General features: G+C 34.7%; 15 protein-coding genes and 1 riboswitch. Of the genes, 9 read left to right on the forward strand and 6 right to left on the reverse strand.

The genetic code is table 11. The annotated features are described in order from the left end of the window. Positions 1-2 precede the first annotated feature (2 nt). From M1D73_RS20790 to M1D73_RS20815, 6 genes are all read left to right on the forward strand, one after another. Positions 3-1181: a pyridoxal phosphate-dependent aminotransferase gene (locus tag M1D73_RS20790; protein WP_000765518.1), complete on the forward strand. Its 1179-nt coding sequence runs from the start codon at positions 3-5 to the stop codon at positions 1179-1181. A gap of 64 nt (positions 1182-1245) precedes the next feature. After that, a riboswitch (SAM riboswitch) is annotated at positions 1246-1351 on the forward strand. Between the two features lie 64 nt (positions 1352-1415). Continuing rightward, a complete protein-coding gene (gene mtnW / locus M1D73_RS20795) occupies positions 1416-2660 on the forward strand; it encodes a 2,3-diketo-5-methylthiopentyl-1-phosphate enolase (RefSeq protein ID WP_000014181.1) in 1245 nt (414 codons plus the stop codon). Further along, positions 2657-3316, forward strand: coding sequence for a 2-hydroxy-3-keto-5-methylthiopentenyl-1-phosphate phosphatase (locus M1D73_RS20800; protein WP_000027461.1), 660 nt, complete (start codon positions 2657-2659; stop codon positions 3314-3316). Before mtnW ends, M1D73_RS20800 begins: the two co-directional genes overlap by 4 nt. After that, entirely contained in the window at positions 3313-3951 is a 639-nt protein-coding gene (locus tag M1D73_RS20805) for a methylthioribulose 1-phosphate dehydratase (RefSeq protein ID WP_000811341.1), read from the forward strand. Before M1D73_RS20800 ends, M1D73_RS20805 begins: the two co-directional genes overlap by 4 nt. Continuing rightward, positions 3929-4441, forward strand: coding sequence for a 1,2-dihydroxy-3-keto-5-methylthiopentene dioxygenase (locus tag M1D73_RS20810; protein WP_000057314.1), 513 nt, complete (start codon positions 3929-3931; stop codon positions 4439-4441). The genes M1D73_RS20805 and M1D73_RS20810 overlap by 23 nt, the downstream gene beginning before the upstream one ends. A 286-nt stretch (positions 4442-4727) precedes the next feature. Continuing rightward, complete coding sequence (locus M1D73_RS20815; protein ID WP_000054659.1) at positions 4728-5003, forward strand: hypothetical protein; 276 nt, start codon at positions 4728-4730, stop codon at positions 5001-5003. Between the two features lie 51 nt (positions 5004-5054). On the opposite strand, the gene M1D73_RS20820 is transcribed toward M1D73_RS20815, so the two are convergent. From M1D73_RS20820 to M1D73_RS20835, 4 genes are all read right to left on the reverse strand, one after another. Further along, positions 5055-5387, reverse strand: coding sequence for a DUF3909 family protein (locus M1D73_RS20820; protein ID WP_000365619.1), 333 nt, complete (start codon positions 5385-5387; stop codon positions 5055-5057). 5 nt (positions 5388-5392) lie between these two features. After that, complete coding sequence (locus M1D73_RS20825) at positions 5393-6271, reverse strand: NAD(P)-dependent oxidoreductase (protein ID WP_025687569.1); 879 nt, start codon at positions 6269-6271, stop codon at positions 5393-5395. Positions 6272-6275: 4 nt separating this feature from the next. Further along, a complete protein-coding gene (locus tag M1D73_RS20830; RefSeq protein WP_000592910.1) occupies positions 6276-7412 on the reverse strand; it encodes a serine hydrolase in 1137 nt (378 codons plus the stop codon). Positions 7413-7502: 90 nt separating this feature from the next. Next, on the reverse strand, positions 7503-8795 hold the full coding sequence (locus tag M1D73_RS20835; protein WP_001023185.1) for a GGDEF domain-containing protein: 1293 nt from the start codon (positions 8793-8795) through the stop codon (positions 7503-7505). A 327-nt stretch (positions 8796-9122) separates the two neighbouring features. Between M1D73_RS20835 and M1D73_RS20840 the strand changes: the two genes are divergently transcribed. From M1D73_RS20840 to M1D73_RS20850, 3 genes are all read left to right on the forward strand, one after another. Beyond that, on the forward strand, positions 9123-9740 hold the full coding sequence (locus M1D73_RS20840; RefSeq protein WP_000180387.1) for a nitroreductase family protein: 618 nt from the start codon (positions 9123-9125) through the stop codon (positions 9738-9740). Between the two features lie 234 nt (positions 9741-9974). After that, a complete protein-coding gene (locus M1D73_RS20845; protein WP_000100485.1) occupies positions 9975-10193 on the forward strand; it encodes a hypothetical protein in 219 nt (72 codons plus the stop codon). Positions 10194-10389: 196 nt separating this feature from the next. Continuing rightward, entirely contained in the window at positions 10390-10752 is a 363-nt protein-coding gene (locus M1D73_RS20850) for a DUF3915 domain-containing protein (protein WP_000468041.1), read from the forward strand. A gap of 97 nt (positions 10753-10849) precedes the next feature. Here M1D73_RS20850 and ptsP read toward each other — a convergent pair whose 3' ends face one another. Together ptsP and ptsH are read right to left on the reverse strand one after the other, a co-directional pair. Then, positions 10850-12562: a phosphoenolpyruvate--protein phosphotransferase gene (gene ptsP, locus M1D73_RS20855; protein WP_000174207.1), complete on the reverse strand. Its 1713-nt coding sequence runs from the start codon at positions 12560-12562 to the stop codon at positions 10850-10852. Beyond that, positions 12562-12825: a phosphocarrier protein HPr gene (gene ptsH / locus M1D73_RS20860; RefSeq protein ID WP_000411080.1), complete on the reverse strand. Its 264-nt coding sequence runs from the start codon at positions 12823-12825 to the stop codon at positions 12562-12564. The genes ptsP and ptsH overlap by 1 nt, the downstream gene beginning before the upstream one ends. Positions 12826-12932: the final 107 nt, after the last annotated feature.

The following is a 12932-nucleotide window of genomic DNA, read 5'->3' on the forward strand; positions in this document are numbered from 1 at the left end:
GTATGAAATTATTTCAACCTTCTGAGATAGTAACATCATTGCCAACACAATTTTTCGCTTCACTTGTTGCAAAAGTTAACAAAGTCGTTGCAGCTGGTCACGATGTTATTAATCTAGGTCAAGGTAATCCAGATCAACCAACACCGCAGCATATCGTAAAAGCTTTACAAGATGCTGCCGAAAAGACCATTCATCATAAATATCCGCCATTTCGCGGACATGAAAGCTTAAAGGAAGCCGTGGCTACATTCTATAAACGTGAATATGGCGTCGAATTAAACCCAAAAACTGAAGTTGCTATTTTGTTTGGTGGGAAGGCTGGACTAGTAGAATTACCGATTTGTTTTACAAATCCTGGTGATACGATTCTCGTTCCGGATCCAGGTTATCCAGATTATTTATCCGGGGTTGCTTTAGCAAAAGCACAATTTGAAAGAATGCCACTTATTGCAGAAAATAACTTTTTACCAGATTATACGAACATTGATGACTCTATTGCAGAGCGTGCAAAATTAATGTTTTTAAACTATCCAAATAATCCTACCGGTGCTACTGCATCAAAAGATTTTTTTGATGCAACCATTCACTTTGCTAATAAACATAATATATTAGTTGTTCACGATTTTGCTTATGGCGCTATCGGATTTGATGGTCAAAAACCTGTTAGTTTCTTGCAAGCAGATGGTGCGAAAAATATAGGAATTGAAATTTACACATTATCAAAAACTTTCAATATGGCTGGCTGGCGCATCGCTTTTGCTGTAGGGAATGAAAGTGTGATTGAAACAATTAACCTATTACAAGATCATATGTATGTTAGTATATTCGGTGCAGTTCAAGATGCTGCTCGAGAAGCGCTATTAAGTTCACAGTCTTGTGTAATAGACCTTGTAAATAGTTACGAATCTCGAAGAAACGCTCTTATTTCAGCCTGTCACTCAATTGGTTGGAATGTAGACATTCCAACAGGATCATTCTTTGCATGGCTTCCCGTTCCAAAAGGATATACCTCTGAGCAATTTTCTAATATTTTACTAGAAAAAGCACATGTCGCAGTTGCTCCTGGTGTTGGATTTGGTGAGCATGGCGAAGGGTATGTCCGTGTTGGTCTCTTACATACAGAAGATAGATTACGAGAAGCCATTAATCGAATTGATAAATTAAATTTTTTCAAAAAGTAATTGACAACACGAAAAATATCTGACAAAATTCAGTTATCTTAAAAATTTAAACATTTCTAAATACTTCTTATCAAGAGCAGGTGGAGGGACGAGCCCGACGAAACCCGGCAACCGATCTACAATTGTAGACACGGTGCTAATTCTCGCAGCATTACGCTGACAGATAAGGAGCTGGTTGTAAAAAAACCTCTCCTTAGCTGAGAGGTTTTTTTATTTAACTAGGAGGTTATAACAATGAGCGGAATTATAGCGACGTATTTAATCCATGATGATTCACATAACTTAGAAAAAAAAGCTGAGCAAATTGCACTCGGTTTAACAATTGGCTCTTGGACTCATTTGCCACACTTATTGCAAGAACAATTAAAGCAGCATAAAGGCAACGTCATTCATGTTGAGGAATTAGCTGAACATGAACATACCAATTCGTATTTACGTAAAAAAGTAAAACGCGGAATTATTAAAATCGAATATCCGCTATTAAACTTCAGTCCAGATTTACCAGCGATTTTAACGACTACATTTGGAAAGCTATCACTTGATGGCGAAGTAAAATTAATTGACTTAACTTTTTCAGACGAGTTAAAAAAACATTTTCCTGGTCCAAAATTCGGGATAGATGGTATTCGAAATCTTTTACAAGTGCATGATCGTCCCCTTTTAATGAGTATTTTTAAAGGAATGATTGGACGAAACATTGGGTATTTAAAAACGCAATTACGCGATCAAGCAATTGGTGGTGTAGATATAGTAAAAGATGATGAAATATTATTTGAAAATGCATTAACACCACTTACGAAACGCATTGTATCTGGAAAAGAAGTTTTACAATCTGTATATGAAACATACGGACATAAAACGTTATATGCCGTAAATTTAACAGGACGAACTTTTGATTTAAAAGAAAATGCTAAACGTGCAGTGCAAGCTGGAGCTGATATTCTATTATTTAACGTATTTGCTTACGGACTAGATGTACTACAATCACTTGCAGAAGATGATGAAATCCCAGTTCCTATTATGGCACATCCTGCTGTAAGTGGTGCTTATTCAGCATCCAAGTTATATGGAGTTTCATCTCCATTATTACTTGGAAAGCTACTACGTTATGCTGGGGCTGACTTTTCATTATTCCCATCTCCATACGGAAGTGTTGCGCTAGAAAAAGAGGAGGCTCTTGCTATCTCAAAATATTTAACTGAAGACGATGCATCTTTCAAGAAGAGCTTTTCTGTTCCGTCTGCTGGTATTCATCCTGGTTTCGTTCCCTTTATTGTACGAGATTTCGGTAAAGATGTTGTTATTAATGCTGGCGGCGGGATACACGGACATCCAAATGGAGCGCAAGGCGGCGGTAAAGCTTTCCGTACTGCAATTGATGCTACTTTGCAAAATAAACCACTCCATGAAGTAGACGACATAAATTTGCATAGTGCACTACAAATATGGGGAAATCCCTCTTATGAGGTGAAATTATGAGTATTCAAGTATTTTGTGATTTCGATGGCACGATTACAAATAATGATAACATTATGTCCATTATGGAAAAATTCGCACCACCAGAAGCCGAAGAAGTAAAGAATAAAATTTTATCACAAGAACTATCCATTCAAGAAGGTGTTTCTCAATTATTTCAATTAATACCTACTAATCTGCACGATGATATTATTCAATTTTTAATAGAAACTGCTGAAATCCGTAGTGGTTTTCATGAGTTTATACAATTCGTAAAGGAAAATAACATTTCTTTTTACGTGATATCAGGTGGAATGGATTTCTTCGTCTATCCACTCTTACAAGGAATCATTCCAAAAGAGCAAATTTATTGTAATGAAACAGACTTTTCAGCAGAGTTTATTACAGTTAAATGGCCCCATTCTTGTGATGATCATTGTCAAAATCATTGCGGATTATGTAAATCATCATTAATCCGTAAATTAAGTGATACAGATGACTTTCATATTGTAATTGGAGATTCTATTACTGATTTACAAGCCGCGAAACAAGCTGATAAAGTATTCGCTCGCGATTTTCTTATTACAAAGTGTGAAGAAAATCATATTGCTTATACACCGTTTGAAACATTTCAAGATGTGCAAGCTGAATTAAAACTTTTGTTGGAGGTGAAGGCATGAAACAACTTTTTCGTCAATGGTATGACTTAAGCGAGATAAAAAAAGAGTTAACAACACGAAATTGGTTCCCAGCAACAAGTGGTAATATTTCTATAAAGGTTAGTCATGAACCACTTACTTTTCTTATTACGGCAAGCGGTAAAGATAAAACAAAAACCACTCCAGATGATTTTCTATTAGTAGATCATGTAGGAGTTCCCGTTTTAGAGACTGAATTACGCCCTTCAGCAGAAACAATATTGCATACACACATTTATAACAATACGAATGCCGGTTGCGTACTTCATGTTCATACAACCGATAATAATGTCATCACAAATTTATATAGTGATGCAGTCACCCTTCAAAATCAAGAAATTATTAAAGCTCTCGATATTTGGGAAGAAGGTGCAACCATTCACATTCCTATTATCGAAAACCATGCCCATATCCCAACACTTGGAGAAAACTTCCGAAAGCATATACAAGGAGATTCGGGTGCAGTATTAATCCGTAACCACGGTATTACCGTATGGGGCCGAGATAGCTTTGATGCAAAGAAGAGATTAGAAGCTTATGAGTTTTTATTCCAATTTCATATAAAACTATTATCAATTCAAGGAGGCGTTTCTAATGGCGCAAATTCGTATTCATGAAGTAAATACTCGTATTGAAAATGAAGTGGAAGTATCTAAATTTCTACAAGAGGAAGGCGTTTTATATGAGAAATGGAATATTTCTAAACTTCCTACTCATTTAAATGAAAATTATTCGTTAACAGATGAAAACAAAGCTGAAATATTAGCTATTTTTTCAAAAGAAATCGCTGATGTTTCAGCACGTCGAGGTTATAAAGCACATGATGTAATCTCACTTTCAAGTAGCACACCTAACCTTGACGAATTATTAATTAATTTCCAAAAGGAACACCATCATACAGATGACGAAGTTCGCTTTATCGTCAGTGGTCACGGCATTTTCGCTATTGAAGGTAAAGATGGGAAATTCTTTGATGTTGAACTTGAGCCAGGCGATTTAATATCTGTTCCTGAAAATGCAAGACATTATTTTACCTTGCAAGATGATCGCCAAGTTGTAGCTATTCGTATTTTTGTGACAACTGAAGGCTGGGTTCCAATCTATTAAGGTAGTTAGTTGAATAAAAGGACTTGGACCCCCTTTTCCAAACTTTTATTCACTCTACATATATACATCCTCCTATGGAAAAGGCTTATTTCATTTTGAAATAAGTCTGATTTTTTATTTACTTGAAAGTACCATTTCATCACAAATTTACACCTTAATTTTTCAAGTGCATTTTTCGAACATTTTTTGAACATTTATTTAATTTTTTCTGAAAATTCTGTTTTATATGTGATATACTACAATTAACTTAGAAGGAAAATAATATCGCAAACAGAGGGGGATAATCATGAGCTTACTTATCGCACTTATACTTGGAGTTACATGTGGAGCATTTCCTGTTATTTTAGGAGCTATTATGGAAGAGTTAGAAATTGGTGTTTTAGGATTTGTCGCATCTTGTGTAAGCGCTTTATTATTTGGTTTATTCGGCGCTATTCCTGTTTCAATTCTGTGTGCTTTTTATATAATACGCCATGCTCGTACAAAACAATTTGGTCCTAATCACATCGCACAAATTATCCCGTTCCCGGTTGAACGATGCCGACGCGCTTCTAACTTATAATTATAAAAATTAAAGATGACTAAATAAATAAAAGTCCTCAAATGAGGACTTTTATTTATTTTCTTCTAGAAATTGAAACAATTCTTGTAGATGTAGGGCATCTTCACCATAGCTAACAGATACATGAAATATACCATCAATCTCAGCTTGCATATAAAGATCCACTCCATCACGATCATATTTCAATGCCAAATAAAACTCCATTTCTTCTAACATCTTTTTTGAGGTTCGAATTACATAATGTCCCTTCTCATCTCTTCCATATTCAAATTCTGGTTCAAAATCATATTTTTGTTTAAAAGCTTCTTTTTGTTTTTCATTAATTTGCATACAAGTAGCTCGCTGTACAGTATCAATCATCTCATCAAACTTTTGAAGGTCCACCTCGTTTACCCCCTTATATATTTTTTATATAGTACTTGTGTTCCACTATTTTCTTCGCCATCCTTAATTAACTCTTCATACAATTCTTTCGCCAAACTTAAGCCTGGGACTGGTAATTGTAATTTTTCTGCTTCCTCTAAAGCAATTTTCATATCTTTCATAAAATGCTTTACATAAAATCCTGGCTCAAAGTCTCCTTTTAACATTCGAGGAGCTAAATTACTTAATGACCAGCTACCTGCTGCCCCTGTTGAAATACTCTCTAACACTTTATCTGGATTCAGTCCAGCCTTCTTCGCGTAAGCAACAGCTTCACATACTCCAATCATATTGGAAGCAATCGCAATTTGATTGCACATTTTTGTATGTTGTCCACTCCCAGCTGGTCCTTGTAATTGAATGTTTGTTCCTAACTTTTCAAGTAAAGGTAAGCATCTATCATATATTTCTTTCTCCCCACCTACCATAATTGCGAGTTTTGCTTCTTTCGCACCAACATCTCCTCCTGAGACAGGTGCATCTAACGTATATATATTTTTGCTTTTTGCAACTTCATTAATCCGTTTTGCTAAAGTAGGTGTAGATGTCGTAAAGTCAATTGCTATCATACCTTCTTTGGCATGTTCTATAATTCCTTCTATACCAAAATACACTTCTTCTACATCATGTGGATATCCAACCATTGTCATTACAATATCAACTTGCTTTACTAACTCTTTTGGCGTATTACACCAATTTGCACCATCTTGCACTAAAGAATCTGTTTTTGCTTTCGTTCTATTATATACATATACTTTATGACCATCTTGCATTAAGTGATAAACCATACTTTTTCCCATTACGCCAATACCAATGAAACCTATTGATAAAGTTTTATGTTCCATTTTCTCATCCCCTTTGTTCTAATAAATCATTTACCATCTTTCGGAACTCTTTATTAAAGTCATCATCCATACTATTTTTCACATTTGAAAATAAAATAACAAAAGTTCCTTTTTCTTTATTAAAATTATTGAAAGTGTTCCAACCAGATAATACACCATGATTATGAAAATAATCTGGATATATATAAAAACTAAATGCATATTTCCGTTCTGCTGAAGGTGAAAACATTGCTTGTATACTTTGTTCAGAAAGAAGTTTTCCATTTATAATTGCTTCGTCTAATTTCTTCATATCTCCAACTGTCGTATACATCTCACCACAACCATATAGCCAATCCATGCCTAACTTCTGCGCTGGTACAAGCTCTTGATCTTTTTTCACATAACCCTTTGTAAAATTTTTATCTCCAGGTACCATATTTCCCATACCGGATTCATGCATATCTGCTTTTACAAATATGTTTTCTTTTATGTAATCTCCTAAAGGTTTTTTCGATATATGTTCTATTATATAAGCAAGCACCATATAATTATAATCTGTATATCTCCAACCTGTTCCTGCAGGAAATTCTAAATTTTGACGTCCAATCCAATTAATTAATTGTAAGCGGGAAGCCGCATTAATATTGCCTTTTGCGTGTTCAGGTAAACCAGAGGTATGCGTTAATAAATGATATAGCGTAATATTTTTATTCTCCGGAAATGAAGGAATATATTTATTTACATTATCTTGAATATTCAATTTCCCTTGTTCTTGCAGCTGTAAAATAGATGTGGCAACGACTGTTTTCGTAATAGAACCGATACGATATTTTGTTTGAGGCGTATTTTCTATTTTATTTTGAACATCAGCATACCCATATCCTTTATTCAATATAACATGCTCTTTATCTGTTACCAAAACTGTTCCATTGAATTGCTTTCCGACTAAATATTGATCTAATTTTTGAGATATGCTAGCATAATCAATTTGTTGCTCTTCTTTTTCTTCTATATTCCCTTGTACTTCCGATTCAATAGTAGGATTCACTTTAGTTGTTAATACAGTGTTTTCCTTTATATTGGGGCTAACAAGAAAATAGTATACTCCGCCGCCAACTATAGCAGACAGTGAAGCCACCACCATTACTTTTTTTATCATATTGATCCTCCATAATTCCTTCGCTAAAAATTGTCCCCCTATTCTATTATCAAACAATAAAAAAAAATCGCAACAATTTGTTGCGAAAAATCACATTTTTTCTTTTCTATACACACATACTTGATTCTTTCCATTTTTTTTCGCTTCATATAATGCAATATCCGCTCGTTGCATTAATTCTTCTCTTGTAGTTCCTTGTTCATATAACGCAACCCCAAAGCTAGCTGTTAACTTCGAAATTCCAGTGAATTGCTTTGTTTCAATGAAGAATCGTAATGATTCCGCAACTTGAAATGCTTCCTTTTCTACTGTATTTGTCACTAATATAATGAATTCTTCCCCTCCCCATCTTGCAAATACATGTTGCTGCTCCACTTTAGATTTCATAAGCTCTGCAAGTTGTATTAATGCCAAATCGCCAAAATCATGACCATATGTGTCATTAACTGTTTTAAAATTATCTATATCAAATAAAATAATTGCTATTTTCTCATCATTACGTATTACCTTTTCCCATTCTACCTCTAGTATTTGTTGAAACTTTAAACGATTATAAATCTCTGTCAATGAATCTATCATAGCAAGTCTTTCTTGTTCTTGATAGATTTCATCTAATTCTGTAATTTCCGTGCACTTTACAATAAATCTTGATAAATCTTCTGGCAATGGTGTCGCACGTAATAGAAAAGTAGATACTGCCCCTTCATAATTTGACATCTTAATTCTTCTACCGCTTGATAAAGTATCGTCTAGCCATGTTATATCATGCGTCGTCGAGTAGTATCCATTTTCTCTAATAAAATGTTCAGCAAATACTAAATGTTGCTCGCGATAGGCAAACAAATTTTCATATCCGAAAAACGTTAAAAAATTTGTATTACAATCAACAATTTCATCATCTTCTACTATAAATAATAAATCATTTTGAAAATCAAACATCGTTTGAAGCAGTTCCTGTTGTAAACTAACTTGCCTTACTAAAGAAAGTTGATACAAACTCTTATTCACTTCTTCTAACACTGCTTGCGGAGTTACAGGGGCTATTACAATATTACGTATTCCTAATGCAAGTACATCTGTAAATTCCTTTGTTATTTGTTGATCCCAAATGACAATGAATGTACTTTGCGAGGTATACATATTCTTTATATATTTTATTTGAGAATAATCTGTTACATACATAATTATAATGTGCGGTTTCGTTCTTTGAAATAATAGTTCGCCCTCTTCAAAACTATTTGCTATAAACATACATTTTGGATGGATATTTTCTATCGTTTGTTGATGTTTACATCCATTTTCTATATAAAGGACATTTAACTGCAGATCTTGTAACACATTTTGGAAAACCGTATTCTCTAATAAAAAATGTAGTATGTTCATCACTAGTCTTCACTCACTTCATATATCTTGTTCTACTGAATTCCTCACAAACATTTTTAAAAGACTGTTCTCCAATAAACTTTAATTTGTGAGAAATACATATTAACAAGCTAATTGAGAATGTTATCTTCCCTTTTCACTCTATAAATTCCTTTTTTAGTGTATGATTATAGGAATTATATCGTTTGTATGAATGCCCTAGCTTATTCCTTAAAACTTGACAATTAAAATAAAGATATTATATTCTTAAATTCGATAACTTACAAAATGTAAGTAATATACATTGCGTTTTCCCGATAATTTTATATACAATTTGGAGGATATATTATGACAAACGACAACTTTTTTAACGTTCTATATGAACGCACATCTACACGTGCATTCAACCCAAATAAAGAAATCTCATCTACAGAATTACATGAGATTTTAAAAGCAGCAGCACAAGCACCTTCCGCTTGGAACTTACAACACTGGAAATTCCTTGTTTTTCAAGGTGAAGATGTACAAAAACGATTACACCCAATAGCTTATAACCAACAACAAATTCTTGATGCTTCTGCAGTAGTCGCTATTTTAGGTGATTTAGAAGCTTATAAAAATGTTGAGCCAGTATATGGTCCAATTGTAGAACAAGGATTTATGAAAGAAGAAGCAAAAGAACGCTTAGCTAAAAATATTGAATCTGCATATGCTCGTGAACAATTCCCAAGAGATGCTGCCTTTTCAAATGCATCTTTAGCAGCAATGCAACTTATGCTTGCAGCTAAAGCAACTGGTTGGGATACTTGTGCTATTGGTGGCTTCAATCCACAAGCACTGACAGACGAATTTAACGTTTCATCTCGTTACGTTCCAATTATGCTTATTACAATTGGTGAATCAACTTTAAAAGGCCACCCTGCACCTCGCATGAGCGTAGAGCAAGTAAGCGAGTGGGCAAAATAATAAAAAACGAAGGCAACTACATTGCCTTCGTTTTTTTATTCCCTGTCATACTTTTGTAATATTACTACAAATCATTCGACATTTATACTTATGGAAAAGTATATTCTATTCCCTTCTCATAAATAAACGTGACGTTTCATGTCGAATTTTGTTAAGGCGTTGAAATATACCCGTGTATTTTTGTTACAATTGTGATACAATGATAACAAATAGATAACAAGAGAGGGATTTTCATTGAGTTCATACGGAAGCTTTATCGCACTTTTATGTTACATAGTAACTGTACTGCTTCTATATTTTATTGGTGATGCCGCAAACATCTCCATTTTACAATTTCCAAAAGAAGAAGCATTCCAATTAGAATCAGAAAAACATACTGCACGATCCATTGTACCACTACTCCTAGCTCTTCCTGTATATATCATCGTTTTATATAAAAGTAAAAAAGTGTAAAGGCTACCCATTTCATTTATTTCGGTGGTTTTTACATTTTTTTGTTATATTCCACCTATTTTAAACATCATTCCATACTAAACACCCAGCTAGTCATTTAAAATGAGAAAATCCCCTAGAAAAAATTCCACTCTCTGTCCAGTCACTAACTACCGAACTTACATAGATTATAAGTGTGAAGGGGGTGATGAGGATTATGTTTGGATCATTTGGATGCTGTGATAACTTTAGAGAATGTCATCATCATGAAAGAGAGCGCGACCATCGCGAGAAAGAGAGAGAGAGAGAGGTTAGACCACAACAACCAGCTGTATGTAACGTACTTGCTAGCATTTCAGTTGGAACAGAACTTTCTCTTTTAAGCATTAGAGGTAATGGTACTTTCAACAATGTAATTTTTGAAGGTTTCGCTAACGGTGTTGCTCTTTTCTCTGCTTTAGCTCGTAATGACAAAGACAACAAAGATAACAATAAAGACGATAAGAACAATCAAAATCGAAATACTTTTACTGGTATTTTACGTGTATGCCCAACTGATATCGTTGCAATCGCTATCTAATTCTGTCTCTTATCCTCGATAGTAAGCAAATAAGATTTACTTTTCTCATAGAAAAAACCTGAGACCGATTTCAAATCGACTCAGGTTTTTTTATTAATTAGATGCTTTTAACTAGTTCAACAACTTCTTCAGCAGTTGACATCATTAATGCTTTTTCTGCTAATGTTTCCATTTCTGCTTTTGACAACTTGCTTAGCTGTGTTCTTGCAGGAAGAATAGATGTTGCACTCATACTGAACTCATCTAACCCTAATCCTAATAGTAATGGGATAGCAAGTGAATCGCCCGCCATCTCACCACACATACCAGCCCATTTTCCTTCTTTATGAGCAGCATCGATAACCATTTTTACAAGACGTAAAATAGATGGGTTATATGGTTGGTATAAGTATGATACTTGTTCGTTCATACGGTCTGCAGCCATTGTGTATTGGATTAAATCATTTGTTCCGATAGAGAAGAAGTCAACTTCTTTCGCGAATTGATCTGCTAATACTGCTGAAGCTGGGATTTCAACCATCATACCAACTTCAATAGAATCAGAAACAGTTGTACCCGCTTCTACAAGTTTCGCTTTCTCTTCTAATAAAATTGCTTTCGCTTGACGGAACTCATCAAGAGTTGCAATCATTGGGAACATAATTTTTAAGTTACCGTATACGCTAGCACGAAGTAATGCACGAAGTTGTGTACGGAACACATCTTGCTCATCAAGACATAAGCGAATTGCACGATATCCTAAGAATGGATTCATTTCTTTTGGTAAATGTAAGTATGGAAGCTCTTTATCTCCACCGATATCAAGTGTACGAACAACGACTGGTTGACCTTCTTTTACACCTTCAAGAACTGCTTTATACGCTTCGAACTGCTCTTCTTCTGTTGGAAGATTGTCACGGCCCATGTATAAGAATTCTGTACGGTATAAGCCAACGCCTTCTCCGCCATTATCGATAATACCTTGTACATCATTTGGTGTTCCGATATTTGCAACAAGCTCAACGTGATGTCCGTCACTTGTTACAGTAGCTTGGTCTTTTAATTTAGCCCATTCAGCTTTTTGCTCTTCAAATTTCGCTTTCTTTTCTTCAAACGAACGAAGAGTTTCTTCTGATGGGTTTACAATTACTTCTCCATCTAAACCGTCAATGATAACGATATCGCCATTTTGGATTTTCTCCATAACAACTTTTGTACCAACAACAGCTGGAATTTCCATAGAACGAGCCATAATTGCTGAGTGAGATGTACGTCCACCGATATCAGTAGTGAAACCTTTTGCATACTTACGGTTTAACTGAGCTGTATCAGATGGTGTTAAATCTTCAGCAATGATGATTACCTCTTCAGAAATTGTACCAGGATTTGAGAAGTTAATTCCTAGTAAATGTGCAAGAACGCGTTTTGTTACGTCACGAATGTCCGCAGCACGTTCTTTCATATATTCGTTATCCATGTTTTCAAACATAGAAATAAACATTGATGCAACTTCATCCATTGCAAATTCAGCATTTACTTTTTCGCTATTTACTTTATCTTTTACTGGGTTTACTAGTTCTGGATCATTTAACACTAATAAATGTGCTTCAAAGATTGCAGCTTTGTCAGCACCTAGCTCAGCAAATGCGTGGTCCTTAATAGCTTCTAATTCAGTTTTTGCTTTCTCAAGCGCAGCGTCTAAGCGTGCAATTTCTGCAGCTTCGTTTGTAATTGATTTCTTTTCGATGTTAAATTCAGGATTTTCAAGTCTGAAAGCCTTTGCAATAGCAATCCCACTTGATGCAGCGATCCCTTGAATGTTAAGAGTCATTATTCTCCTAATCCTTCGTTTTTCATAGTTTCTTCGATAGCTGCTAGTGCTTGAGCTGCATCATCACCATTTGCAGTGATTTTAATTTCTGCGTTTTGTTGAATGCCTAAAGACATAACGCCCATGATTGATTTTAAGTTAACGTTCTTTCCGTTATACTCTAAGTTAATATCAGAACCGAATTTGCTTGCAGTGTTTACAAGTAGAGTTGCTGGACGAGCATGAATTCCTGAGTCGCTAGTTACTTTAAAGATTTTTTCCATGATAATTTATCTCCTTTAAATTACAGTATTTTTTAGTTGTATAGACGTGAGTACTACATCATCTATTGTATATAATAGGCGATGTTCGGTCAACCACATCGCCTATT

The organism is Bacillus sp. PK3-067 (assembly GCF_056738645.1).

Excerpts from the sequence above, each read along its gene's own strand:
- ptsP (WP_000174207.1), bottom strand. The coding sequence starts at position 12,562 with ATGACTCTTAACATTCAAGGGATCGCTGCATCAAGTGGGATTGCTATT.
- M1D73_RS20810 (WP_000057314.1), top strand. The coding sequence starts at position 3,929 with ATGGCGCAAATTCGTATTCATGAAGTAAATACTCGTATTGAAAATGAA.
- ptsH (WP_000411080.1), bottom strand. The coding sequence starts at position 12,825 with ATGGAAAAAATCTTTAAAGTAACTAGCGACTCAGGAATTCATGCTCGT.
- mtnW (WP_000014181.1), top strand. The coding sequence starts at position 1,416 with ATGAGCGGAATTATAGCGACGTATTTAATCCATGATGATTCACATAAC.
- M1D73_RS20815 (WP_000054659.1), top strand. The coding sequence starts at position 4,728 with ATGAGCTTACTTATCGCACTTATACTTGGAGTTACATGTGGAGCATTT.
- M1D73_RS20790 (WP_000765518.1), top strand. The coding sequence starts at position 3 with ATGAAATTATTTCAACCTTCTGAGATAGTAACATCATTGCCAACACAA.
- M1D73_RS20850 (WP_000468041.1), top strand. The coding sequence starts at position 10,390 with ATGTTTGGATCATTTGGATGCTGTGATAACTTTAGAGAATGTCATCAT.
- M1D73_RS20840 (WP_000180387.1), top strand. The coding sequence starts at position 9,123 with ATGACAAACGACAACTTTTTTAACGTTCTATATGAACGCACATCTACA.
- M1D73_RS20805 (WP_000811341.1), top strand. The coding sequence starts at position 3,313 with ATGAAACAACTTTTTCGTCAATGGTATGACTTAAGCGAGATAAAAAAA.
- M1D73_RS20835 (WP_001023185.1), bottom strand. The coding sequence starts at position 8,795 with ATGAACATACTACATTTTTTATTAGAGAATACGGTTTTCCAAAATGTG.
- M1D73_RS20830 (WP_000592910.1), bottom strand. The coding sequence starts at position 7,412 with ATGATAAAAAAAGTAATGGTGGTGGCTTCACTGTCTGCTATAGTTGGC.
- M1D73_RS20825 (WP_025687569.1), bottom strand. The coding sequence starts at position 6,271 with ATGGAACATAAAACTTTATCAATAGGTTTCATTGGTATTGGCGTAATG.
- M1D73_RS20800 (WP_000027461.1), top strand. The coding sequence starts at position 2,657 with ATGAGTATTCAAGTATTTTGTGATTTCGATGGCACGATTACAAATAAT.